Source organism: Nonomuraea sp. NPDC050383 (assembly GCF_044459125.1).
Lineage (GTDB): Bacteria > Actinomycetota > Actinomycetes > Streptosporangiales > Streptosporangiaceae > Nonomuraea.
The window spans coordinates 111,561-135,867 of the sequence record NZ_JBITIP010000012.1 but is presented as its reverse complement, the minus strand read 5'-3'; the positions used below and the strand labels follow the sequence as shown (position 1 = coordinate 135,867).

At 71.7% G+C, this 24,307-nt stretch carries 20 protein-coding genes; 7 read left to right on the top strand and 13 right to left on the bottom strand.

Annotated features, from left to right (window positions below; genetic code table 11):
• Positions 1-279: 279 nt before the first annotated feature.
• The 8 genes from ACIBG4_RS27980 to ACIBG4_RS27945 form a co-directional block, all read right to left on the bottom strand.
• Positions 280-1,878 (bottom strand): FAD-dependent monooxygenase, encoded by a 1,599-nt coding sequence (locus ACIBG4_RS27980; protein ID WP_397204334.1) that lies wholly within the window; start codon positions 1,876-1,878, stop codon positions 280-282.
• Between the two features lie 132 nt (positions 1,879-2,010).
• Positions 2,011-2,301, bottom strand: a complete 291-nt coding sequence (locus ACIBG4_RS27975) for an MTH1187 family thiamine-binding protein (protein WP_397204333.1) — start codon at positions 2,299-2,301, stop codon at positions 2,011-2,013.
• A gap of 83 nt (positions 2,302-2,384) precedes the next feature.
• On the bottom strand, positions 2,385-2,708 hold the full coding sequence (locus ACIBG4_RS27970) for a hypothetical protein (protein WP_310710546.1): 324 nt from the start codon (positions 2,706-2,708) through the stop codon (positions 2,385-2,387).
• 10 nt (positions 2,709-2,718) lie between these two features.
• Positions 2,719-3,396, bottom strand: a complete 678-nt coding sequence (locus ACIBG4_RS27965) for a uracil-DNA glycosylase (RefSeq protein WP_310710547.1) — start codon at positions 3,394-3,396, stop codon at positions 2,719-2,721.
• A 122-nt stretch (positions 3,397-3,518) separates the two neighbouring features.
• The gene (locus ACIBG4_RS27960) at positions 3,519-4,421 is read right to left on the bottom strand and encodes a carbohydrate ABC transporter permease (RefSeq protein ID WP_310710548.1); all 903 of its coding nucleotides are present in this window, start codon (positions 4,419-4,421) and stop codon (positions 3,519-3,521) included.
• Positions 4,418-5,803, bottom strand: a complete 1,386-nt coding sequence (locus ACIBG4_RS27955; protein WP_397204332.1) for an ABC transporter permease subunit — start codon at positions 5,801-5,803, stop codon at positions 4,418-4,420. The genes ACIBG4_RS27960 and ACIBG4_RS27955 overlap by 4 nt, the downstream gene beginning before the upstream one ends.
• 6 nt (positions 5,804-5,809) lie before the next feature.
• A complete protein-coding gene (locus ACIBG4_RS27950; protein WP_397204331.1) occupies positions 5,810-7,132 on the bottom strand; it encodes an ABC transporter substrate-binding protein in 1,323 nt (440 codons plus the stop codon).
• Positions 7,133-7,140: 8 nt separating this feature from the next.
• Positions 7,141-8,388 (bottom strand): ABC transporter substrate-binding protein, encoded by a 1,248-nt coding sequence (locus ACIBG4_RS27945; RefSeq protein ID WP_397204329.1) that lies wholly within the window; start codon positions 8,386-8,388, stop codon positions 7,141-7,143.
• A gap of 130 nt (positions 8,389-8,518) precedes the next feature.
• On the opposite strand from ACIBG4_RS27945, the gene ACIBG4_RS27940 reads away from it, so the two are divergent.
• The 3 genes from ACIBG4_RS27940 to ACIBG4_RS27930 are packed head-to-tail and all read left to right on the top strand — an operon-like array spanning position 8,519 to position 12,086.
• Positions 8,519-9,025 carry a PadR family transcriptional regulator gene (locus ACIBG4_RS27940; RefSeq protein WP_175594099.1) on the top strand — a complete coding sequence of 169 codons (507 nt, stop codon included), beginning with the start codon at positions 8,519-8,521 and terminating at the stop codon, positions 9,023-9,025.
• Positions 9,022-9,750: an ABC transporter ATP-binding protein gene (locus ACIBG4_RS27935; protein ID WP_310710552.1), complete on the top strand. Its 729-nt coding sequence runs from the start codon at positions 9,022-9,024 to the stop codon at positions 9,748-9,750. The genes ACIBG4_RS27940 and ACIBG4_RS27935 overlap by 4 nt, the downstream gene beginning before the upstream one ends.
• Positions 9,747-12,086: an FtsX-like permease family protein gene (locus tag ACIBG4_RS27930; RefSeq protein ID WP_397204328.1), complete on the top strand. Its 2,340-nt coding sequence runs from the start codon at positions 9,747-9,749 to the stop codon at positions 12,084-12,086. The genes ACIBG4_RS27935 and ACIBG4_RS27930 overlap by 4 nt, the downstream gene beginning before the upstream one ends.
• 66 nt (positions 12,087-12,152) lie before the next feature.
• Here the strand turns inward: ACIBG4_RS27930 and treS are convergent, their stop codons facing one another.
• Together treS and ACIBG4_RS27920 are read right to left on the bottom strand one after the other, a co-directional pair.
• Positions 12,153-13,841, bottom strand: a complete 1,689-nt coding sequence (gene treS, locus ACIBG4_RS27925) for a maltose alpha-D-glucosyltransferase (RefSeq protein WP_310710554.1) — start codon at positions 13,839-13,841, stop codon at positions 12,153-12,155.
• 262 nt (positions 13,842-14,103) lie between these two features.
• Positions 14,104-15,744: an asparagine synthetase B family protein gene (locus ACIBG4_RS27920; protein WP_397204327.1), complete on the bottom strand. Its 1,641-nt coding sequence runs from the start codon at positions 15,742-15,744 to the stop codon at positions 14,104-14,106.
• Positions 15,745-15,812: 68 nt separating this feature from the next.
• Between ACIBG4_RS27920 and ACIBG4_RS27915 the strand changes: the two genes are divergently transcribed.
• The 4 genes from ACIBG4_RS27915 (at position 15,813) to ACIBG4_RS27900 (ending at position 21,115) form a co-directional block, all read left to right on the top strand.
• Complete coding sequence (locus ACIBG4_RS27915; protein ID WP_397204326.1) at positions 15,813-17,660, top strand: hypothetical protein; 1,848 nt, start codon at positions 15,813-15,815, stop codon at positions 17,658-17,660.
• Positions 17,661-17,692: 32 nt separating this feature from the next.
• Positions 17,693-18,325 (top strand): anticodon-binding protein, encoded by a 633-nt coding sequence (locus ACIBG4_RS27910; protein ID WP_397204325.1) that lies wholly within the window; start codon positions 17,693-17,695, stop codon positions 18,323-18,325.
• Between the two features lie 121 nt (positions 18,326-18,446).
• Positions 18,447-19,829, top strand: a complete 1,383-nt coding sequence (lysA, locus tag ACIBG4_RS27905; RefSeq protein ID WP_310710558.1) for a diaminopimelate decarboxylase — start codon at positions 18,447-18,449, stop codon at positions 19,827-19,829.
• Positions 19,826-21,115, top strand: a complete 1,290-nt coding sequence (locus ACIBG4_RS27900) for a homoserine dehydrogenase (RefSeq protein ID WP_310710559.1) — start codon at positions 19,826-19,828, stop codon at positions 21,113-21,115. Before lysA ends, ACIBG4_RS27900 begins: the two co-directional genes overlap by 4 nt.
• 67 nt (positions 21,116-21,182) lie before the next feature.
• Here the strand turns inward: ACIBG4_RS27900 and ACIBG4_RS27895 are convergent, their stop codons facing one another.
• The 3 genes from ACIBG4_RS27895 to ACIBG4_RS27885 all read right to left on the bottom strand — a co-directional run bounded on the left by ACIBG4_RS27895 (position 21,183) and on the right by ACIBG4_RS27885 (position 24,289).
• Complete coding sequence (locus ACIBG4_RS27895; RefSeq protein WP_397204323.1) at positions 21,183-21,530, bottom strand: VOC family protein; 348 nt, start codon at positions 21,528-21,530, stop codon at positions 21,183-21,185.
• Positions 21,520-22,398, bottom strand: a complete 879-nt coding sequence (locus ACIBG4_RS27890; RefSeq protein WP_397204322.1) for a helix-turn-helix domain-containing protein — start codon at positions 22,396-22,398, stop codon at positions 21,520-21,522. Before ACIBG4_RS27890 ends, ACIBG4_RS27895 begins: the two co-directional genes overlap by 11 nt.
• A gap of 73 nt (positions 22,399-22,471) precedes the next feature.
• Entirely contained in the window at positions 22,472-24,289 is a 1,818-nt protein-coding gene (locus ACIBG4_RS27885; RefSeq protein WP_397204321.1) for a glycosyltransferase, read from the bottom strand.
• Positions 24,290-24,307 lie beyond the last annotated feature (18 nt).

Here is a 24,307-nt window from a genome sequence, read left to right as displayed (position 1 = left end):
CACGCAGCCCCTGCCCGCCTCGGTCCCGAGTGGAGAGCTCAGCTCCGGGCGTGGCCTGCGCCATCTCGGACCTCCCGCCACCAGGTCCAGCCCGATCGGCGGCGCGGCCGGCGCGGGCCAGGGACTACCTGGCGGGCAGTCGCGGGGGGCAGGTACGGAAGTCATGACGCGGCGCGCGATGGGCGTCCACGCCACGATGGGGCTGGCCTCGTCCTGTCTCCGGGCGCCGGCCTCCACGAGCGCCCGTCGCCCGAGACGCCCTCGAACTGGTGCGGCGGCTCAGCGGCTGAGGAGACGGCGCAGGGCGCGCTCCAGCGTGGCCGCCGGTGCCGGGTCCGGTCCCGGTGAGCGCCAGGCGACGTATCCGTCGGGCCGTACCAGCACGGCGCCGCCCCCGCCCACGCCGTACCGCTCCTCGAAGACCCCGTCCACGTCCTTCAGCTCGTCGCCCACTATGACGCGCGTGAGCTGGATCCCCAGCAGGTCCTGCACCCGGCGCCCGGCGTCCGTCCACGCCCTGCCCTTCGGCCCGGTCATCAGCACGAACCCCGTCGCGAACAGGTCGATGGTCGAGATGTGCCGGCCGTCCCAGTCGAGGACCACGTGCGGGGCCCTGCTGCCGGGACGGCCGCTGGGCACGCGGGGGTCCTCCAGCAGCGAGCCGTCGTCGCCCGGCTCGTCCAGGATGGCCGTCGAGTGGTAGCGGTAGCCGATGAGGACCGCGGCCGGGTCCTCCAGCGGCTCGGGGTAGTCGACGCGCTGGGCGGGCGGCATCCGCACCCCCAGGTTGGCGAGCTGCGCGTCGGCGGTCAGGGCGCCGATGGGGCGGCGCTCGGCGTCGTACGTGTCGAGGAAGCCGGGCCCGGCCTGGCCGGTGAGGACGAGCCAGAGCCGCCAGGCGATGTCGCAGCCGTCCTGGAGCGCCGTGCTGCCGCCCTGCCCGCCCGTGGGCGGCATGGTGTGGGCCGCGTCGCCGGCCAGGAACACCCGCCCGTGGCGGTACCGCTCGGCCAGGACGTGCGCCATGGTGAACGAGGTCGTGTCGAGGAGCCGCACGTCCAGGTCCGGTACGCCGGTGGCCAGGCGTACCAGCTCCACGCAGCGCTCGGGGGTGAAGTCGGCGTCGCTCTCGCCCTTGGCGGGGTCGTAGTTGACGCCGACCACGTGCGCGCCGACGCCGGTGCCGGTGATGATCACGCCGGTGAAGACGTCGTTCCGCAGGTACCACAGCGTGACCTCGCGCTCGCGCACGAGCCCGGTGAGGTCGGCGTCGAACATGATCGAGTACATCCGCCCGAGCTCGCCCTTGCCCATGGTCGGGATGCCGAGCGCCTCGCGCAGCGGGCTGCGGTAGCCGTCGGCGGCCACCACGTAGTCGGCCCGGACCACGCTCTCCGCGCCGTGGGTCCGGATGACCGCCGTCACGCCGTCGCCGTCCTGGTCGAGCTTGACCAGCTCGGTGGAGAAGCGCAGATCGGCGCCGAGCTCCTCGGCCTTGGCCCGGAGCAGGCGCTCCACCTCGGCCTGCGGGGCGCCGACCCTGATGGCCGGGGTGAGCTCGTGGAGGAAGCCGAGCGACTCGTCCTCGCTGTCCATGATCATGTGGGGGTCGGGCGCGCTGAGGCTGGGGGCGATGGCCATGCGCATGCCGTCGCCGATGCCCTGGGAGATCTGGCCGAGGAGGTGCTCGACGCCGGGTACGGGGCGCAGCAGCTCGACGGCGCGGGGCATGACGCCGAACGCCTTGGGCTGGATCGAGGTGCTGGGATGCCGCTCGACGAGCATGACTGGGATGCCGCGCCAGGCGAGCAGCAGGGCCGCGCTGAGCCCGGCGTAGCCGCCGCCGACCACCAGGACGGGCACTCGCTCGTGCTTCATGTCCACCTCTCAGAAGGATCAGGGCACGCGTAATATCGCGTTCGACCGACACGATATGTCGCGTCTGCGAACAGGTCAAGACATATCGCGTTTGTGTGCCTGATGCCCCCGGGGTTTCCGGGGGCGGGCCCGTCAGGGGAGGTGGCGTTCCAGGGACTCGAGTTTGCTGGTCATCCCGTCCGTGACGCCCTCGCGCAGGTCGGCCTTGAGGACGAGGCTGACCCGGGGCGCGACCTCCGCCACCGCGTCGACGGCCCGCTTGATCACGGCCATCACCTCGTCCCACTCGCCCTCGACCGTGGTGAACATGGCGTCCGTGCGGTTGGGCAGCCCGCTCTCCCTGACCACCCGGACGGCGCGGGCCACCGGCTCGGCGACCCCTTCGCCGACGCCCAGCGGGGTGATGGAGAATGCGACGATCACGCTGTGCCCCCTCGTGCACGGTCTCGGCTGGACTGGCGGCGGGGGCCCCGGGGTCGTGCCCGCCCCGGGCCCCCCGCCGCACGTCAGGCGTGCGCATGCTCCTCGTCGCCCTCTTCGTCATCGGGCGCCTCCGACGGCTCGACGCCCAGCATGGCCTCGCGCGGCTCGATCTCGTCGATGTGGTCCACGAGCTGGAGCACGTGGTCGGGCTCGATGAGCCACTGCAACGCCGAGGCGCCGGTCTCGTCGGAGGAGACCAGCTCGGCCTGCTCGGCCCGCTCCTCGTCGGACAGGTCGGCGTCGGGATGCCGGATCTCGGCAAGCGCGGCGGCCTGCAACGCGTTGACGTCGAGCACCTCGACGGTCAGCTCGACCGTCAGGCGCAGGAATTTCTCGTTATCGCTCATGGCGACGATGCTAGGGCAGCTTCCACTCGACCGGGGTCGCGCCTTGCTGGATGAGCAGCTCATTGGCCCGGCTGAACGGCCGCGACCCGAAGAAGCCGTTGCGCGCCGACAGCGGCGAGGGGTGGGCGGACTCGATGCGCGGCACCCCGCCGAGCATGGGCGCGAGGTTGCGGGCGTCGCGGCCCCACAGGATGGCGACGAGCGGCTTGTCGCGGGCCACGAGTGCGCGGATGGCCTGCTCGGTGACCTCCTCCCAGCCCTTGCCGCGGTGGGAGGCCGGCTTGCCCGGCATCACGGTGAGCACCCTGTTGAGCAGCAGCACGCCCTGGTCCGCCCACGGGGTCAGGTCGCCGTTGGCGGGGCGCGGGAGCCCGAGGTCGGACTCCATCTCCTTGTAGATGTTGAGGAGACTGCCGGGGATGGGCCGCACGTCGGCGGCGACGGAGAAGGACAGCCCGATGGGGTGCCCGGGCGTGGGGTAGGGGTCCTGCCCGACGATCAGCACCTTGACCTCGTCGAAGGGCTGGCTGAAGGCGCGCAGTACGTGGGCCCCGGCGGGGAGGTACTGCCTGCCTTCGGCGATCTCGTTGCGCAGGAACTCGCCCATGTGGGCGATCCGCTCGGAAACGGGCTCCAGTGCCTGGGCCCATCCGGCTTCGACGACTTCGTTCAGGGGACGACCGGCCATGGCCGATCAGCCTATCGAGGTCCGGGACGGCCCCGTGCCCGATTCGGGTGTTCCGGCCGTACCGGAATGATCACAGAGCGGCGCCCGCCCCCCGGCGTGGGGGAGCGGGCGCCCGGTGGCGGCTACTTGACGGAGCCGGCCATCATGCCCTGGACGAAGTAACGCTGGAAGGAGAAGAACAGCACCAGCGGGATGATCAGCGAGAGGAACGCGCCCGAGGAAAGGATGTCCACGTTCGACCCGAACTGCCGCATCTGCGACTGGAGTGCCTTGGTCATCGGCTGGCTTTCGGTGTTGGCGAAGACCAGCGCGATGAGCATGTCGTTCCACACCCACAGGAACTGGAAGATGCCCAGCGAGGCGATCGCCGGCTTGCCCAGCGGGAACACCACCGAGACGAAGATCTTCCACTCCGGCGCGCCGTCCATCCGCGCGGCCTCCAGCAGCGAGGCCGGGATGCCGACGAAGAAGTTGCGCAGCAGGAAGATGGCGAACGGCAGGCCGAACGCCGTGTGGAACAGGACCACGCCGGGGATCGTGCCGAAGATCCCCATGCCGCCGTACATGGCGGCGACCGGGATCAGCGCGATCTGGATCGGCACGATGAGCAGGCCCACCACGACGAGGAACAGCGTGTCGCGGCCCTTGAACTCCATCCACGCGAAGGCGTAGGCGGCCATGGCGGCGATGCCGATCACGAGGATCGTGGTCGGCACCGTGATCGCCACGGTGTTCCAGAACGAGGTGGTGAAGCCGCTGGCCAGCAGGCTGCTGTAGCTCTTGAAGGTCAGCTCGGCGGGCTTGGTGAAGATCGTCCACCAGCCCTCGGCGTTGTTGACGTCCACCGTGCGCAGCGAGACGACGAACAGGCCGAGCGTGGGTACCAGCCAGAACAGGCCGAGCAGCACCATGATGACCTGCACCGCGCCGCTGCCGAGGCGGTCGACGATGCGGCTGGCGAGGCCCCTGCGGGGAGCGCCGGCCTCCAGTCCGGCGGGAGCGGCCGTGGCTGTCGCGGTCGTCATGCGTTCTCCCTCTTGAACCTGCGGACATTCATGATCATGAACGGCAGGACCAGAATGAGCAGGAAGATCGCCAGCGCGCTGCCGAGCCCCTGGTTGTTGCCGCCGCCGAAGGCCACCCGCCACATCTCCAGTGCGACCACGTTCGCCTGTGGCTGTACCGAGGACGGCGCGATGATGAAGACGAGGTCGAAGACCTTCAGGGTATTGATGATCATGGTGACGAAGACGACCAGCAGCACCGGCGAGAGCAGCGGCACCGTGATCCGGCGGAACACCTGCCACTCCGTGGCCCCGTCGATGCGGGCCGCCTCCAGCGCGTCACGCGGGATGGCCGCCAGGCCCGCCGCGATCAGCACCATCGCGAACCCGGCCCACACCCAGACGAACGCGCCGATGATCGCCGGCGTGATGAGCGTCGGGCCGAGCCAGGTCAGGCCGTTGTAGGCGGCCTTGAAGTTGTCCTGTGGCAGCCGTACGACGTAGGAGCCGGCGGGCAGGCCGTCGAAGCGGAACGAGCCGTCCTCGGCCGTCGTGGCGGTTCCGGCCACCTTGCCGTCCTTGACCGCCTCCACGGTCATGCCGGGCAGGCCCTTCTCGCCCGAGTCCACCTGGTTGGGGGCGCCGCCCCCTCCGGGGGTGAAGTCGAACCACACGGTGCCGGTCAGGCCGCTGCCACCCGTGGGCGCCTTGGCGGCCAGGGCGTTCTCCGGCATGACCGCCGGCTTGACGCCCACGATCGGGATCAGCACCGGCTGGCCCGCCTGAACGGGCTGCGTGGTGACGACCGCGCCGTCCTTCGTGGCCACCGGCGACTCGCCGCCCTCGCGGGCCCGCGCCTCCGGGTAGCCCTGCGAGGAGGAGAACGTGTCGTGCACGGTGGTGAGGATGGCGTTGGCCACGCCCTTGCCCGGGTCCTCGTCGTACACGAGGCGGAAGATCACGCCGGCGGCCATCAGCGAGACGGCCATCGGCATGAACACGATCAGCTTGAACGCCGTCGACCATCTGATCCGCTCGGTGAGCACCGCGAAGATCAGGCCCAGGGTGGTGACGACGATCGGCGCCACGACGACCCAGATCAGGTTGTTCCTGATCGTCGTGAGCATCCCCTGGTCGCTGAAGATGGTGGCGTAGTTCCCCAGGCCCACGAACCCCGTGCCCGAGGCGTCGAAGAGGCTGCGGAACAGCGAGTAGACGATGGGATAGACCACCCAGACGCCCAGCAGCACCGCTGCCGGGAGAAGGAAGGCGATGGCGACCGCCGGCGAGGGGCCGAGGCGTAGTGAGGTGCGGGGGGTATCAGCCGGTCCGGGTGCGCTGCCGCGCGAGGACTTCTCCTCGCGCGGTGCTGCCGGGCCGTCCAACCGTTCGGTCACGGCCATACCTCTTTACTTCCAGGCCTTCTTGGCCTCAGCCTCGAGGGCGCTCTGCGCGCCCTTCACGTCGGTGGGCTTGCGCAGGAAGTCCTGGAGGATCTTCCACTCGCCCTTGCCGTCGGTGCCGCCGAAGGCGCTCGGCGCGAGGTCCGACATGTCGTAGCGGACGGTGTCGCCGGCCGAGACGATCGTCTGGCCGAGCTGCTTGGTCAGCGCGTCGGGGTAGTTGTCGGGGGAGACGTTCTTGTTCGGCGACAGGTAGCCGGGCAGCTTGGCCCAGATCTCGCCGCCCTCCTTGGAGGCGAGGAACTCGAGCAGCGCCATGGCGCCGGGGGAGTCCTTCATCGCGACCGCGACGTCGCCGCCGAGAATGACGGGCGCGGTGTCACCGACCTTCGGGAACGGGATGGCCTTGGCGTCCTCGCCCACCTTGGCCTTGGCCTGGACGACGGAGGTGGCCACGAAGTCGGCCTCGATCACCATGGCGGACTTCTTGGTGGCGAAGACCTTGTTGGCGCAGGTCGGGAAGTCCGTCTGCAGGGTGCCGGACGTTCCGTCGACCATGTACTCCTGCTTGCCGGCGATCTGCGCGATCTTCTCCAGCGCGGTGGCCACGCTCGGGTCGGTCCACGGGATCTCGTGCTTGGAGAGCTGGTCGTACTTCTCGGGGCCGGCCGTCGACAGGTAGACGTTCTCGAACAGGTCGGTCAGGGTCCAGGCCGACGCGCCGCAGAGGGAGAACGGCGCGGTGCCGGAGTCGGCGATCGTCTGAGCGGCCTTCATCAGCTCGTCCCAGGTGGTGGGCGGCTGGACGCCGGCGTCGTCGAACGCCTGCGTGCGGTACCACACCAGCGACTTGTGGGCCGCCTTGATCAGCACGCCGTACACCTTGCCGTCGGCGGAGCCCAGCTCCTTCCAGTACGGCGTGTAGTTGGCGTCGATCTCCTTGGAGACCGCGTCCGTCAGCGGCTTGAGCGCGCCCTGCTTGGCGTACTGCTGCACCAGGCCGGGCTGCGGCAGGATGGCCACGTCGGGCGGGCTGCCGCCCTGGATGCGCGGGCCGAGGTAGGCGCCGGTGTCCTCGCCGGTGGAGGCGTAGGTCACCTTGGCGCCGGTCTTGGCGGAGAAGGCCTTGAGCACCTGCTCGAAGTTCTTCTGCTCGTCACCGGTCCACTTGGCGGCGACCTCCAGCTTGACCCCTTCGAGGGTCTTCGCGCCGCCGGCGGCGCTCGCCGAACTCGACGCCGTGGGCTCCGACGCCGTCGGCGCGTTGCCGCAGGCGGCGACGGCTACGGCGAGCCCTGCCAGGATGACTGCTGCTCTGGCTTTTGCCATGACTTCCCTCACTGGGTTCTGATGATCTCTTCGAGTTCGGATCTCATGGAGTCCGCGACGTCGTCGGCGGACTCGTCGTAAGGAGGACTGAGCGCTTTGGCGACCGAACTGGCGATCACCAGGCTCAGCTGGTTGTAGGTGGCGCTCGCCGGCCGGAGCTTGGCGGCGAGGATGCTCTCCTTGAGCACGGGCAGGTACGGGTAGCGCCTGATCAGCTCCGGATCGTCGTACAGCTCGGTCCACACCGGCGGGAAGGACCCCTCGGTGAGGACCCGGCGCTCGTTGTCCAGGCCCGTGAAGTAGCGGATGAACTCCTGTGCGGTCTGCTGGTGCTTGGACGAGGCGCTGACGGCCAGGTTGGTGCCGCCGAGCGTGCTGGAGCCCGGCCCGTCCAGACCAGGCAGGCGCGTGACGCCGACCTTGGAGCCGAGCTTCGCCCTGGCCGGCCCGTAGGCGTGCGGCCAGTTGCGGGCGAAGGCGAGCCGGCCGTCCTGGAAGGCCAGCCGCGTCTCCTCCTCCTTGTAGGTCAGTGACTCCTTGGGGATCCAGCCCTCGCGCAGCCCCCGCTGAAGGAACTTCAGCGTGGTGCTCGCCTTGGCCGGGTCCAGGGCCACCTTCGTGCCGTCCGGGCTGACGATCTGCCCGCCGGCCGACTGGAGGGCCTCGATGAAGTTGACGGTCAGCCCCTCATAGGCGAGGAACTGGCCGGCGTAACCCTCTATGTCGCGCTTTCTTCTGACCTCTTGTGCGTGCTCGCGAAGCTCCGCCCAGGTTCTCGGCGGCCTCTTCACGAGGTCGGTGCGGTAGTAGAGCAGCCCCGCGTTGGTCGTGTACGGCACGGCCCAGAGCTTGTCCTTGTAGACCGCGGTCTCCACGGCCGTCGGCAGGAACCTGTCGAGCGGGAAGAGCCCGCGCTCCAGGGGGATGATCCAGCCGTTGTCCGCGAACTCCGCGGTCCACACAACGTCCAGTCCGAGCACGTCGTACCGGCTGCTGCGGGCCTGGAGGTTGGCCACCATCTGCGCGCGCTGCTCGTCGGCGGCCTCGGGCAGTTCGAGGAGCGTCACCTTCTCGGCCGGGTGGGCCTCGTTCCAGCGATCCAGCAAGGGTTGCAGGTACGCCGTGGTGTCGCGTCCGGTGGCGAACGTGATGGGGCCTGTACCGCCGGTCCCGGTCTCGCCACCGCCCTCGTCGCCCGTCCCGGCACATCCGGCCGCCAGCAGGACGGCCAGGACAAGCGGAACAGAGCGAAGCACCCTGTTACCTCCACGTTTCTCGGGATTACATACGTGTTAGGTAGATGCATTCATGTTATGCACACAGGTAATGTGTCGGTCAACGGATGGCCTAGTAACGCTCACGTAACGCAAGGGAAGGGGGTGAGGCGTGCGGCCTCATCTGCTCGCCCTGCTGGCCAAGGAGCCGGCGCACGGATACGAGCTGAAGCAGGCTCTGGAGCAGACCTTCGGGTCCGCCTACCCCTCCCCCAACATCGGCCAGATATACGTGACGCTCGGCAGGCTGGAGAAGGACGGCCTGGTCAGGGCGGTGGACGTCGAGCAGTCCAACCGGCCGAACAAGAAGGTTTACTATCTGACAGCCAAGGGCCGCGAGTCCCTGACCGCCTGGGTCGAGGAGCCCACCGAGGGTCCGCGGGTGCGCGACGAGTTCTTCATGAAGCTCGTCCTCGCCCCGCTCACCGGCATCGCCGACCGCATGGCGCTCATCAGCCGTCAGCGGCGGCACTATCTTTCCCTCATGGCGGATCTCAACGACCTGCTCTCGCGCACCGACCCCCGGGACCGGGTGGCCGGACTGCTCATCGAGGGCGCCATGCTGCACCTGCAGGCCGACCTCGACTGGCTGGAGCGCTGCCAGGAGGATCTGGCATGAGCCCCGTGCTGAAGTCGGTCAACCTGGTCAAGATCTACTCCGGTGGCGCGGTGCCGGTCCCGGCCGTGCGGGGCGTGGACCTGGAGGTCGAGCCGGGCGAGTTCGTCGCGATCATGGGGCCGTCCGGCTCCGGCAAGTCGACGCTCGTCCACATGCTCGGCGGCCTCGACACCCGTACCAGCGGCGAGATCTGGCTCGACGGCCGGCGGGTGGACACCCTCTCGGAGAGTGCCTGGGCGATGCTGCGCCGCAAGAAGGTCGGCTTCGTCTTCCAGTTCTTCAACCTCGTGGCCAACATGACCGTGGCCGACAACGTCGAGCTGCCCGCCCTGCTGGCCGGCGTCTCCCCCAAGGAGGCCCGCGAGCGCCGCGAGAGCCTGCTCGACGCGCTCAACCTCGGCGACCGGGCCGACGCCGCGCCCGCGCAGCTCTCCGGCGGGGAGCAGCAGCGGGTGGCGCTCGCCCGCGCGCTGGCCAACAAGCCCAGCGTGCTGCTGGCCGACGAGCCCACGGGCAACCTCGACAGCCGCAACACCCGCGACGTGCTCCGCCTGCTCGGCGAGGTCCACAAGCAGGGCCAGACCATCGTCATGGTCACCCACGACGCCCGCGTGGCGAGCCTGGCCGACCGCCTGGTGTCGCTGTTCGACGGGCAGATCGTCGACGACGGCCGCATCGCGCGCCGGCGCACCGGAACGGCCCGCGAGGTCATCGACCTGCGATGAGCACCGAGACGACCAGCGGGATGCCCAGCGGGACGACCACCGAGACGACCAGCGGGATGAGCACCGGTATGAGCACCGTGCGGGCCGGGAGCCGGTGGATCGCCGCCGACCTGCGGGCCAGGAAGGGCCAGGCGGCGCTGACCGTGCTCCTCGTGGCCGGCATCGTGGCGGCCCTCATCGCCGCCGTCACCCTGCTGGAGGACGGCACCAACCCGTGGCGCAGCCTGTTCGCCCAGACCAACGGCGCCCACGTGTGGCTCTACACCAAGGACAGCCCGCCGGACGGGGTCGGGGCCATCGACGGCGTCACCCGCGTCGCCGGGCCGTACCGGTCGGCGCCCGTCACCGTCGCCCGCGACGGCAAGAAGGAGCCGGCGGCACTGCGCGCGCTGCCCTCGGCCGTCGCGCAGGTCGCCCATCCCGTCGTCACCGAGGGCCGGTGGCTCGACCAGTCGCAGGTCGACGGCGTCGTGGTCGAGCGGTCCTTCGCCACCGCGCTGCGCCTGAAGACCGGCTCCCCGCTCACGGTCATCGCGCTCAGCGGCGAGCGCCACACCCTGTACGTGCGCGGCATCGCCGACTCGGCCGAGCAGGGCTTCTACCCCGAGTGGACCCCCGGCCTGGCCTGGGTGCTGCCGTCCATGCTGGACCGGATCGAGCCGATGCTGGGCCGCAGCGAGTGGGTGACCGGGCTGCGCCTGTCCGACCCGGAGGCCGCCCAGATCGTCTCGCAGCGCGTCGTCGTCATGCTGGAGGACCAGCTCCAGCGCGTCTACACCTGGCGCGAGGTGCGGGCGGCCATGGAGCTCGACAACCGGCTGCTCGGCACGCTGCTCGCGCTGTTCGGGGTGGTCGGCATGGTCGCCGCCGCGCTCGCCCTGGCCAACGCGGCCGGCGGCCGGGTGCTCGGCCAGCTCCGCGACCTGGCCACGCTCAAGTCGATGGGGTTCACCGGCGGCCAGGTGACGCTGCTGCTGCTGGCCGAGCACGGAGCGCTCGGCCTGCTGGGCATCGGGGTCGGCGCCCTGACCGGCTGGGCGGGCACCGTGGCCGCGCTGGGCACCACCTCCGTCGCGCCTGTGCCGGTGCTCACCATCGTCGGCTGCACCGCGCTCGGGGTGCTGGCCGCCGTCGGGCTGCCCGCCTGGCGCGGCGGACGCACCCCGCCCATCCCCGACGTCCCGGCGGCCCCGCCGCGCGGCCACCTGTCGCGCCTGGCCCGCCTGGCCCTGCTCGTACGGCTGCCGCCCGCCCTGATCCTCGGCACCCGCGACGCCTTCACCCGGCGGCTGCCCGCGTTCCTGACCGCGTTCGGGCTGGCCGTGCCGATGATGATGATCACGATCGGGCTGGGCGTCTGGTCCACCCTCGACAACTTCCTCAGCCATCCCGAGCAGGTCGGCCAGCACGCCTCCCTGTACGTGCGCCCCGGCAAGCTGGAGGCGGCCGAGGCGCAGCGCCTCGCGGCCGGCGACCCCGGCGTGAGCGCCCTCTACCCGGGCACCGACGTCAACGCCCTGGCCCCCGGCGAGGCCCGCTCCGTGCGGGTGCGGGCCCTCGGCACCACCGCTGAGCCATACCCGTTCCCGGTGGTCGAGGGCCGCACGTTCACCCAGCCGGGCGAGGCCGTGGCCGGGCAGGGGCTGCTCGACCTGCTGGGCGTCCGGATCGGCGACCGCGTGCGGCTGACCGTGGGCGGCTCGCCGCTCATCGTGCGCATCGTGGGCCGCGCCCTGGAGCCGGACCTTGACGGCGAGGTGCTGTCCGTGGGGATCGACACCCTGGCGGCCAAGGACTCGGTGCCGCCGGAGTACTACGCGCTGGCGCTGCGTCCCGGCGCCGACCCGGCCGAGGTGCGGGCCAGGCTGCTGGCCGAGTCGGGGGAGAGCCTGGACGTGCAGCGGGTGGTCAACCCGGCCGACCGGCTGTCGGTCATCCGGGTGGTGATCGTGGCTCTGATCGCCGTCCTGGCGCTGATCGGCCTGGCCAACCTGCTCACCGCCAGCGCGCTCGGCCTGCGCGACCACGCCTTCGACCTGGCCGTGCTCAAGGCCATGGGGCTGACGCCACGGCAGGTGATGGCCACGCTCGTCACCAGCACGGGCCTGCTCGTCGTGGTGGGCGTGGCGGTCGGCGCTGCGGCCGGGATGTCGGTGGTGACGGGCCTGATCGATCTGCAGGGGCACACGAGCGGGGTGGGGGCCGGCATCGGCCGCTCGCCGTCGCCGCTGACGATGACGCTGGCCGTGCTCGTGGCCGTGGGGGCGTCGCTCGCGGTGGCGCTCATCCCGGCCAGGCGGGCCGCACGCGCGCAGGTGCCGGTCGCCACGCGGTGACCGGCACCTGTCCCCTCCTCGCGTCCCTGAGCGCCGCTGGCGGCCTTTCAGGGCGAAACGGGTAGGTCAGCCCTTCAGGGCGAACCAGTAGAAACCGTGACCCGGCAGGGTCAGGGTGTACGACGACTCGCCGATCAGCGGGAACGACACCCCGCCCCGCGCCTCGACCGGCGTCTTCCCGGCGAAGCGGCGCAGGTCCAGCTCCACCGGCTGCGGGAACTTCGACAGGTTGTTCACGCACAGCATCACGTCGTCGCCCTCCTCACGCACGAACGTCAGGACGCACGTGTTGGAGGACCACATCTCGGTGTACGCGCCGGTGCCGAACACGGGGTGCTCGCGCCGGATCTCCAGCATGCGCTGCGTGAAGTGGAGCAGCGAGCCGGGGTTGCGCAGCTGCGCCTCGACGTTGACCGCCTGGTAGCCGTAGATCGGGTCCATGACGGCCGGCAGGTAGAGGCGCCCGGGGTCGGCCGAGGAGAACCCGGCGTTGCGGTCGGGACTCCACTGCATCGGCGTGCGGACCGCGTCACGGTCCTCCAGCCAGATGTTGTCGCCCATGCCGATCTCGTCCCCGTAGTACATGACGGGCGAGCCGGGCAGGCTCAGCAGCAGCGCCGTGAACAGCTCGATGCGGTCGCGGTCGTTGTCGAGCAGCGGCGCGAGCCGGCGGCGGATGCCGAGGTAGGCCCGCATGCGCGGGTCCTTGGCGTACTCCGCGTGCATGTAGTCACGCTCCTCCTCCGACACCGTCTCGAGCGTCAGCTCGTCGTGGTTGCGGAGGAAGATGCCCCACTGCGCCTTGTCCGGCAGCTTCGGCGTGCGCGACATGATCTCGGAGATCGGCTCGCGCGTCTCCTTCTTGACCGACATGTAGATGCGCGGCATCAGCGGGAAGTGGAAGGCCATGTGGCACTCGTCGCCGCCCGTGGTGGGGTCGCCGAAGTACTCGACGACGTCCTCGGGCCAGCCGTTGGCCTCGGCCAGCAGCACCCGGTCGGGGTAGAGGCGGTCCACCTCGGCGCGGATCTTCTTCAGGTACGCGTGCGTCTCCGGCAGGCCGGAGCACGCGGTGCCCTCCCGCTCGAACAGGTACGGCACGGCGTCCAGGCGGAAGCCGTCGATGCCGAGGTCCAGCCAGAACCTCAGGACCTCGATCATGGCTTCCTGCACGGCCGGGTTGTCGTAGTTGAGGTCCGGCTGGTGGTGGAAGAAGCGGTGCCAGTAGTACTGCTTGCGCACGGGGTCGTAGGTCCAGTTGGACTCCTCGGCCCCGATGAAGATGATCGGCGCGTCCGGGTAGCCGGTCGGCTCGTCGGCCCAGACGTAGAAGTCGCCGTAGGGGCCTTCGGGGTCGTGCCGGGATGCCTGGAACCAGGGATGCCGATCGCTCGTGTGGTTCATCACGAGGTCGGTGATGATGCGCAGGCCACGCTCGTGGGCCGACTCGATGAGCTGGACGAAGTCCCCGAGATCCCCGAAGTCGGGCAGGATCTTCATGTAGTCGGAGATGTCGTACCCGCCGTCACGCAGCGGTGACTCGTACAGCGGCAACAGCCACAGGCAGTCGACGCCGAGCCATTCGAGATATTCCAGCTTCTCGATGAGACCGCGAAGGTCTCCGGTGCCGTCGCCGTTGGAGTCCTTGAACCCCCGGACGAGAACCTCGTAGAACACCGCCCGCTTGTACCAGGAGGGATCCTCCGAGACGAAGGTCTCGGAAACTGGCTCCGGTGATGGGGATGCGTTGATCATGTGTCGCTCACAGAAGGAGATGTGGGCAGGACGGAGTCACCGGTTCCCCGGCGTTGTTATCTGGTGACCGCGCCGCCTGAGGTCGTCATCCCTGCGAACCTCATGCCCTTGACGGGACCGGATTTGTGATCCGGTGCCCGCTTGATGCGGCGCTTACGGGCCGAACACTACCAGCCCGAGGGCTTTCCGGAACCCCGGTTGTGCCGTGATCTCGTCGTACCCAGGAGATCCATATGTAATCGTCCTGTTACCATGAGTTCATCTAGAAGGGCGGGGCGAGCTCGCCGAGATCGTTCTCGAAGTCGTTCAACCACAGGCCGAGCAGCACCAGCCCGCGCACCCAAAACCTGTCGTTCCAGCCGCCGAAGCGCGTGAGCGCGTCCGGGCCGCCCCACACGACCTCGTGCATCTGCTCCGACAACAGGGCCGGAACCCGCTCGGCGACCGTCTGCAGCATCCCGTGCGCGTACGCGCGCGCGGGCGCGGCGGTGGAGCGCAGCGGAACCCGCCGCAGCGGCTGCTTGACCACGTTCGTGGACGGCAGCGCGGCCACGCGCGGGTCGGCCGCGTGCAGCAGCTCGCGGTAGAAGCGGCCCTTGTCCTTGCGGGCCACGCCCACCGACAGCGCCGCGTCGAAGAAGTCCGGGTGGACGAACGGGGCCGCGAACGACGCCTCCGGCCCCACCAGGTTGACCGCGGAACGCGCGATGCCCCGCACGGTCCGCGTGTGCAGCACCGACAGGGGCAGCTCCGCCCGGTGCCCGTGGAACATCGAGGTGGCCGCGGCGAACTGCTCCCCGACCGCCTCCTCGATCCACTCGCGCGCCCCCGGCGACAGGAACGGCTGCGACGGCTCGCCCAGGCTCAGCGACCGCAGCACCGCCGCCGACCGCTCGGCCTGCGAGGTGGCCTCCAGCGCGGCGCCGCTGACCATGAAGTTCTTCAGCAGCGGGCCGCCGGCCAGGCCGTCGACCAGCACCCGGCCGGCTCCGTGGACCTCCTTGGCGAACGGCGCGTACCAGGCGTGGTGCGGCGTCAGGTACTCCAGCCGGCGCGCCACCTCACGGGCGTCGCCCGGGTACGCGGCGGCGTCCTGCGTGATCACCCGGTGCGGGACGCGCAGCTCCCGCGTGATGGCCCGCGCGAACGCGATGTCGGTGTCGGTGCCGTCGTCGGGGCTCGTCGTCCACGACTCCACGTCGGCGCCCCGGGCCACGGCCACCGCGCACAGCAGCCGCGAGTCGTAGCCGCCGCTGACCGGCACGAGCAGCCTGCGCCCCTCGTAGTCCTTGTAGACCTCGTGCAGGATCTCCAGCAGCTCGCCGGCGCTGATCCACGTCTCGTACGGCTCGCCGCGCAGCCAGCGCGGCAGCCGCCGCTCGGTGGCCAGCCGGTCCTGGTCGGCGACCAGCGCGCCCGAGCCCGGCAGCCGCCTGACCCCGGCGAACGGCGTCGCCTCGCCCAGGGGGAACGTCACCTGGAGGATCGACGCCCACGCCGCCCAGTCGATCTCCACCGGCACCAGCGCCAGCAGCGGCTGGATCAGCGAGGAGAAGTAGACGGCCTCGCCCAGCCGGACGTAGTAGACGTCGACCAGGCCCAGCGCGCCGGCGTGCAGGGTGACCCGCTCGCCCTCGCCGATCAGCCCCGGCGTCTCGTACGTCTCCGCCACCGTCATCCAGCCGCCCTCCGGCGAGCCGGACGGCCTGCGCTCGCCCCAGGCGAACGCGAACGAGCCCTCCGCCCGGTGGTACGGCGGCAGCGGGGCCGAGCTGAACAGCGCGGCGCCGGGCGTCTGCAGGGCGGGGCGCACCCGCGGCCCGGCGCCCGTGAGCTTGCCCAGCACGACGGGGTCGATCCGGCCGAGAGCGCCGCAGACGTAGGGCCGCACGTTGAACTGCACCGGATCTCATCCCTTCGAGACGCTTCCGCAGAAGAGTATCCTTTGCCGGGCTGGCGAACGGAGGTCTGGTGAGCACGGAGCTGGAGAGCACGAGGCGCGCGCTGCGTGACGCGATCGCGCAGGCGGAGCACGCGGCCGAGCTGGCCCGGCTGCTCGACGCCGCCCAGGCGCGCCTGGCCGAGGCCGAGCGGAGCACCGAGGAGGCCAAGGCGCTCGCCGAGCGGCTGGCCGAGGCCGAGGAGCTGCTGGAGGACGAGCGCGCCGCCGCCGAGAAGCTCCGCAAGGACCTGGCCGAGCAGCGCTACCAGGCCGAGGTCGCCAACTGGAAGCTGTCCTCCATCAAGGTCGCCCGCTGGAACCGCCTCGGTGACGCCATCCGGAGCGGCAAGAGCAACCCCGTGCTGCTGGCCAAGGGACTCAAGGGCGCCGCCAAGCCGGTCAAGCGGCCCAGCGCGCCCAAGCGCCGGCCCGTCGCCGTCCAGCGGGCCAAGGACGAGCGGCCGGGCGCCGCCTATCAGGCCACCACCTCCACGCGGACGCTCGGCGGCCACTCCTTCAGGCTCAAGCCGTACCGGATCCCCACCGGCCCCAACACGCGCCCCCACCTCACGGCGGCGGTCGTCGCCGACCCGCACGCCGAGGCGCTGCTGCGCTACGAGTGGCGGCAGACGACCGGCTTCACCCCGCGCGACTTCGCCAGGGTCCTGCCGCAGGAGGTCCCGCACCTGCTCGTCGTGGAGTCCGTCAGGAGCGGGCCGTGGGCCGAGGAGATCACCGGCGAGCCCGGCGACGGGCTGCGCGCGCTGCTCGCCTGGTGCGCCGAGCGGGGCATCCGCACGGTGTTCTGGCACACGGGCGGCGACGTGGCCCCCTACCGCGCCGCGGCCGGACTGTTCGAGCACCGCTTCAGCACCGACCCCGCCACCGGGTGGCCGCGCCTGTCCTTCGGCGTCCAGCCGCGCGTGCACAACCCCGTCCCGCTCTCCGGCGGGCGCATCGACCGGGTGCTCACCCTGGACCAGCTCCTTCCGGGCCACCTCACCTACCCCGACGTGCTCACCTCCTACCGCTGGCCCGCGGCCGTCGACTGCCCGCCCGGCACCCCGCCGTGGCGGCTCGCGGAGCTCGCCGCCTGCGGCACGCCGATCGGCGACCAGCCCGACTCGCGGCGGGCGCACGCCGCCCTGCGCCGCGCCTACGACGGCGGCACGATGACCGAGCGGATCGACGACCTGCTGGAGGCGATCGGCCTGCCCAGCGCCCGCGCGACGCTGGAGGTGTCGCTGCTGCTGCCGGTCCTCGACCGCTTCCTGCTGGAGCACGCGCTCGCCCAGGTCGCCCGGCAGTCGGTACGGCCCGCCCAGCTCATCGTGTTCGGGCCGCCCGAGGCCGAGCAGCGGGCCCGCGACGTCATGCCCGGCACCGAGGTGCTCTTCCGCCACCTCGACCCGTCGCTGTCCGCCGGTGCCATGCTCGGCCGCGGCCTCGACCTGTGCGAGGCCGACCTGGTGGGCGTCATGGACCCGCGCGACGTCTACGGCATCCACTACCTGGCCGACCTGCGCCGCGCCTTCCTGTTCAGCACCGCCGACATCGTCGGCAAGGCCGCCTACTACGCCCACCTGCGCAAGCCCCAGGCCACGCTGCTCAAGCGGCCCGAGGCCGAGTACTCCTACCTGCCGGAAGTGGCCGGCGCCACACTGCTGGCCCGCCGCAACACCCTGCGCCAGCTCGGTTTCGCCGACCTCACGGAAGGCTGGGACGACGTTCTCATGCGCCAGTGCCGGGCCGACGGGGTGAAGGTGTTCTCCGCCGACCGGTTCGGTTACGTCCGCGTGCGCGACGAGGACCGCTGGCTGCTGGGCGCCGCCCACCTGGTGGAGTACGGCTCCGCCGAGCCGCACGCGCTCATCTGAGCGGTGTCCTTCGGGGCCGTAGGGTCGGTGGCATGACGCCCGAGCAGCGGGTCGCCGAGGTACTGGGGGAGGCGCCGGCCCCCGAGGGGACGTGGGAGCGCGAGGCCGCCTACCTGTCGGCCGCCGCCCGGCGGCTCGGTGTGCCCGCCGCCGGGCTGGCCGCGCGGGTGCGGGCCGTCGCCGGGGTGGCCGCGGTGGAAGAGCGCCCGAACGGGTTCCTGCGGATCACCGTCGAGGTCCCCGGGGCGCTGGTCGAGACCGTCCGGCCGCTGTCCCTGCCGGACCCGTGGCCCGACTTCCCGCGTACCTGGGACAACCCCGGCTTCGCCGTGCGTTACGCCCACGCGCGGGCCGTGGCGGTGCGGCGCTGGGCACGTGACCTCGGCGTACCGGGGGAGGGGTTCCGGCCGGAGCTGCTCGACGACCCGCGCGACCGGGCGGTGCTGCGGGTGCTCGCGGAGCTGCCGGGCCGGCTGGCCAGGCCCGCGCGGGGCGCGTCCTTCTGGGCGTCCTACGCGGTGCGGCTGGCGACGGCGTACCACGACGCGCACGAGCTGGCCCCGGCCGTTCCGGTGGGGGACGAGGCGCCGTCGCCGCTGCACACGGCCCGGGTGCGGCTGGCGCGGGCCGTGGAGGACGTCCTGCCGGGACCCGACCGCCTATGATCCAGAAAATATCCGGCCAAAAGGCGAAAACTCGTAAAAATATCCCTTCGGAGGGTTGATCGCGTCTCGATACGTGGTCAACGGGTCCTGGTGGTTGGACTGTTCCGATAGCCTCGATCGGGTGAGTCGATTCGCCCATCCCGCAGGGGACCGGCACGCCGAGATGCTGCCGCACGAGCGCCCGCCGCTCCCGCCCGCCGACCTCAACCGGATCAACCCCGCGATCTGGCCCCGAACGTCGGGCCGGACCGATGGCGCGCTCACGATCGGTCACGTCGACGTCCGCGACCTCGCCCGCGAGCACGGCACGCCGCTGTTCGTCCTCGACGAGCACGACGTCCGCTCGCGCATGCGCGACTACGTCACCGCGTTCGCCGGCTCCGACGTCCACTACGCCGGCAAGGCGTTCCTCTGCAAGGAGATCGTCCGCTGGCTCGACGACGAGGGCCTCGGCCTCGACGTCGCCAGCGGCGGCGAGCTGGCCGTGGCGCTCAGCGTCGGCTTCCCGCCCGAGCGCATCACCATGCACGGCAACAACAAGTCCGTCGCCGAGCTGACCCGTGCCCTGGAGGTCGGCGTCGGCCGCATCGTGGTCGACTCCTTCGAGGAGATCGCCAGGCTCGGCCACCTCGCCGCCGAGCACGGCAAGCGCCCCAAGGTGATGATCCGCGTCACCACCGGCGTCGAGGCGCACACCCACGAGTTCATCGCCACGGCCCACGACGACCAGAAGTTCGGCCTGTCGCTCAGCGCCGGCGCCGCCGCCGAGGCCGTGCGCCGCATCCTCGCGCTGCCGTCCCTGGAGCTCGTCGGCCTCCACTCGCACATCGGCTCGCAGATCGTCGACACGGCCGGCTTCGAGGTGGCCGCCCGTCGCCTGGCCGGGCTGCTCGTGCAGATCAAGGACGAGCACGGCGTGGTCCTGCCCGAGCTCGACCTCGGCGGCGGCTACGGCATCGCGTACGTCGACGAGGACGAGGCTCCCGACGTCAAGGAGATCGCCGACGGGCTGCGCGAGATCGTCGCCAAGGAGTGCACGGGCGCCGGGCTGCCGGTGCCCCGCCTCACCGTGGAGCCCGGCCGCGCGATCGTCGGCCCCGGCGGCGTCACCCTCTACGAGGTCGGCACCGTCAAGGACGTCGAGGGCCTGCGCACGTACGTGAGCATCGACGGCGGCATGAGCGACAACATCCGCACCGCCCTGTACGGCGCCGACTACGCGGTCACGCTCGCCAGCCGGGACAGCACGGCCGAGCCCATGCTCAGCCGCGTCGTCGGCAAGCACTGCGAGAGCGGCGACATCATCGTCCGCGACTGCTTCCTGCCGTCCGACCTCGCCCCCGGCGACCTGCTGGCCGTCGGCGCGACCGGCGCCTACTGCCGCTCGCTGGCGAGCAACTACAACTACCTGCCCAGGCCCGCCGTGGTCGCCGTCGCCGACGGCGAGGCCCGCGTGATCGTGCGGGGCGAGACCGAGGACGACCTGTTGAGGGGGCAGCTGTGAAACCGCTGAAGGTCGCGTTGCTGGGCTGCGGCGTCGTCGGCTCGCAGGTCATCCGGCTCCTGCACGAGCAGGACGGCGACCTGACCGCCCGCGTCGGCGCCCCGCTGGAGCTGGCCGGGGTGGCCGTGCGCCGCCTGGGCCGCAAGCGCGACGTCGAGGTCGCCCCGGAGCTGCTCACCACCGACGCCGAGGCGCTCGTCACCCGCGACGACATCGACATCGTGGTCGAGGTCATCGGCGGCATCGAGCCGGCCCGCTCGCTCATCGTGGCGGCGCTGAGCCGGGGCAAGTCCGTCGTCACCGCCAACAAGGCGCTGCTCGCCGAGGACGGCGCCACCCTGCACGAGGCCGCCCGCGCCGGCAACGGCGACCTGTACTTCGAGGCCAGCGTCGCCGGGGCCATCCCGCTGCTGCGCCCGCTGCGCGAGTCGCTGGCCGGCGACCGGGTGCGGCGCGTGCTCGGCATCGTCAACGGCACGACCAACTACATCCTCGACAAGATGGACTCCACCGGCGCGTCCTTCACCGACGCCCTGGAGGAGGCCCAGACGCTCGGCTACGCCGAGGCCGACCCCACGGCCGACGTCGAGGGCTTCGACGCCGCCGCCAAGGCCGCCATCCTCGCCGGGCTCGCCTTCCACAGCCGGGTGACGGCCGCCGACGTCCACCGCGAGGGCATCACCGAGATCACCGCCACGGACGTGGCCTCGGCCAAGGCCATGGGCTACGTCATCAAGCTGCTGGCCATCTGCGCCCGCTCCGACGACGGCCGCTCCGTCGGCGTGCGGGTCCACCCGGCCATGATCCCGAGGTCCCACCCGCTGGCCGGGGTGCGTGAGGCGTACAACGCGGTGTTCGTGGAGGCCGAGTCGGCGGGACAGCTCATGTTCTACGGCAAGGGCGCGGGCGGCGCGCCGACGGCCTCGGCCGTCCTCGGCGACCTGGTCGCCGTGGCCCGCAACCGCCTGGCTGGCACCCGGGGCCCCGAGGAGTCCACGTACGCCTCGCTGAGCGTCCACCCGATGGGCGAGACGGTCACGCGCTGCCACGTGGCACTGGACGTCGCCGACAAGCCGGGCGTGCTGGCGCGCGTCGCGGAGCTGTTCTCGGCGCACGACGTCTCGATCCAGACCGTACGCCAGGAGGGCCACGGCGACGACGCCCAGCTTGTCATCGTCACCCACCGGGCCACGGACGCCGCGCTGACGGCGACCATGGAGGGGCTGCGCGACCTGGACATCGTCCGCGCGGTGGCCAGCGTGATGCGCGTGGAGGGCGACGAGTAGCCCGGCCGGTGGGCACGGGCTTCAGGATGGCTGTGACAGTGGGGGAGCCGGGCTCCCCCACGATCATTCAGCGGTGGCTCAGTACGTTGACCACGCGGCCGTTGGGGTCGCGGACGAAGAACCGGCGGACGCCCCACTCCTCGTCCTGCAAGGGGTGCACGATCTCCGCGCCGCTCTTCCGCATGACCGCGTAGGCCGTGTCCACATCGTCCACCTCGACGCTCAGGTCGGGGATGACCGGTGCGGTCCTGTCGCCGGTCATGAAGCTGATCTGCGCTGCCGGGCTGGACGGTGAGGCGAGCGTCATGATCCAGCCGAGGTTCATGGCCTCCTCGAACCCCAGCAGCCCATAGAACTCCCGGCTCTCCCGCACAGCCTCCGACCGGACGTTGGGCACGACACGCTTAACGATCATGGACGACTCCAAGCGAGTATGAACATGTCTCCGGACTCCTGTCCGCGGCATGCGGCCCATCGTCGCCCAGGGCCGCGTCCAGGTCTTGTACGGATGGGAACTCCGCGAGCCATTGCGTCGCGGTGAGGCCACCCAGGGCGCGGAAGTCCCGCGCCAGATGGGCCTGATCGGCGTAGCCGCACTCGGCCGCGGTCTCGGCCAGCGACGGCCGGGACCGGGAGCGCAGCAGGCGCCGGGCACGCTCGAACCGGATCACCCGGGCCGCAGCCTTCGGCGGCAGGCCGATCTCACGCTGGAACCGGCTGGTGAGGTGCCGGCGGCTCCACCCCACCTCCCGGGCGAGCGCGCCGATGCGCAGGCTCCCGGCGGTCTCGGTCAGCCGCCGCCACGCCTGCGCCACCTCAGCCGGCGGCTCGCCGCGGCCGTGGTCGGCCAGCCCGGACAGCGTGGTGTCCAGCAGCCGGAACCGGTGCCGCCACGTCGGCGCGGCGGCCAGCCGTTCGGCCAGCTCATCGGCCCGATCGCCGAGCAGGTCCGGCAGGCCGATCACGTCACCGGCCAACTCGCCGGCCGGCACCCCCAGCAAGGCCCGGGCGCCTCGCCAGGGCACATCCAGTTGCAGGCCGTACTGCAGGCCATGGTGCGACATCACGACCGGACCGTCGTGCAGCCCACCGGCCACGGACACGAAGGACGCGGGCCGACGTCCCACGAAGTCGAGCGTGCCGGACAGGCAGACGACGAGCGTCAGATGCGTGGACGGCAGCCCATGATGCAGCCCCGGCGCACCGGACCAGCGATACCCCGAGTAGCCGGACACCAGCCCGCGCAGTCGGGGCGCCGCCCGCCTGCGCACATACTCCGGCATGCGCCCAGACTAGGACAGCGCTGATCGCCGCCGCCGCGGCCCACGCTGGAGCCGGTCCGGAGGCTCGTCGGGCTCAGGCTTCCGGAGAGGTGAGACCGCGGACCCGGCGCACGGCCCGTCTCAGGACGGTGCGGTTGAGGACGGTGCGGTCGCGGGTCCGGGAGAGGGACACGGCCTTGCGGCGCCACTCCTCGGCCTTCTCCCGCCAGCGCGCCGCGTCCCTGGCCGCCTTGCCGGCCTGCCTGCGCTGCTCGGCCAGCTCGGTGCGGAGCGCGTCCGTGCGCCTGCGCAGGAGGAGGATCTCCTTGTCACGCTCGGCCAGCCGGGCGACGTGCTCCGGGACGGGGCGCCTGCGGGGCGGGTAGACCTCCGGGCGCCGGGCGAAGCCCCACGACGCGCCGTCCAGCCACTCCACGCCGAACACCTCGTCCAGGGCGTCGTCCAGGTGCTCCCCGGGCCGGGCGACCAGGGCGGCGCGCGACAGGGCCGCCGTGCGCTCCAGGCGGGCGGTCACCACGCCGTCCCCGGTCTCCTCCAGCGCCAGGCACAGGGCGCCGCCGTCGGCCTCCTCCAGCCGCTGGACGAGGCGCTCGACGGCGTCGGGGGCCGGCACCCAGCCGGGCGGCACGAGCAACCGGAACGGCGGCACGACCGGCGGCGGCTCCTGACCGGCACCCGCGAGGACACCGGCACCTCCGGTGACGGCGACCCCCGCGCCGGCCGGCCGGTCGGCGCCGTCCGGCTCTCCGGCGTCCGCGGGAGGGCCGGCCGGTGCGGGCCAGGCGGGGTGCGGGGCGAGGCGGACCCGCGGGTCGTGCGCGAACGTGGCCTGGATCAGGCGCAGGTCCAGGTCGGGGTCGCGGAGCGGGGAGCGGCGGCCGGAGCCGAGGGACGTCCACGGGCCCTCGACGGTGACCCGGACGTCCGGCAGGCTCGCGCCCAGCAACGCGTCCACACTGGCCCGTACGTCCTCGTAGGCTCCGGCCGGGACGTACGCGTCCACGTACGGCACGAGCCACTGGCGGCCCGGGTCCGTGCGCAGGTAGCGACGGTACGGCACGCGGTCGGCGACGTACGGGTCGTTGTACCGCTTGAGGGCGGCGAAGTCCCGCATGGCCGTGGGCAGGCCGACGTGCCAGGCCCGCGCCTCGGCGTCCGGGACGAAGACCGCGCCCGCCTGGGTGAGCCGGTACCCCAGCTCGGTGTCCTCCGCCAGCACCAGCGAGGTGTCGAGCCCGCCGATCGAGCGCAACAGCCGGGCCGGGTACGAGGCCGTCGCGCCCACGTGGATCCTCGTGGCCAGCGAGCTGGGCGCGGTGCGCAGCCCGTCGTGGTCCTCGATGATCTTCTCGGCCCAGTCGTGGCGCTCCGGCGAGAGCGGGAACAGCTCGCGCTCCGTGCCCGCCCGCAGGGCCGCGACCACGTCCTCGGGTCCGGGCAGCCGGTCGGCGGAGGTGAAGTCGATCCAGCCCAGCACCACCAGGTACGGGGCGAGGTGGTGCCAGCGGAGCTGGGCCTCGACATGGGTCCGGTGGGGCACCATGTCCGCGTCGAGCACGAGGACGACCTCGCCGGCGGCGGCGTCGAGGCCCGCCTGGAGCGCCCAGGCGCGTCCCCAGCCGCCGTACGGGCTGGAGATGAGCTTGGTGCCGTCCGGCACGACCTCGGGCAGGCGCAGCGGGACCGCGCTGCCGTCGTCCACCACGACCACGTCCATCAGCTCGGCCGGGTACGTCTGGGCCGAGAGCGCCGCGAGCGTGAGGTCGAGGGTCGCCTGGCGGTCGTGGGCGGGGATGACGACCGTCACGGTCAGCGTGGGGGTCCAGCCGCCGAGGGGCGGCGGGGTGAGCACGCCGAAGTCCTGCCGCCGGATCCGGGGGATGAGAGTCATGATGCGCTGCTCCGGTCG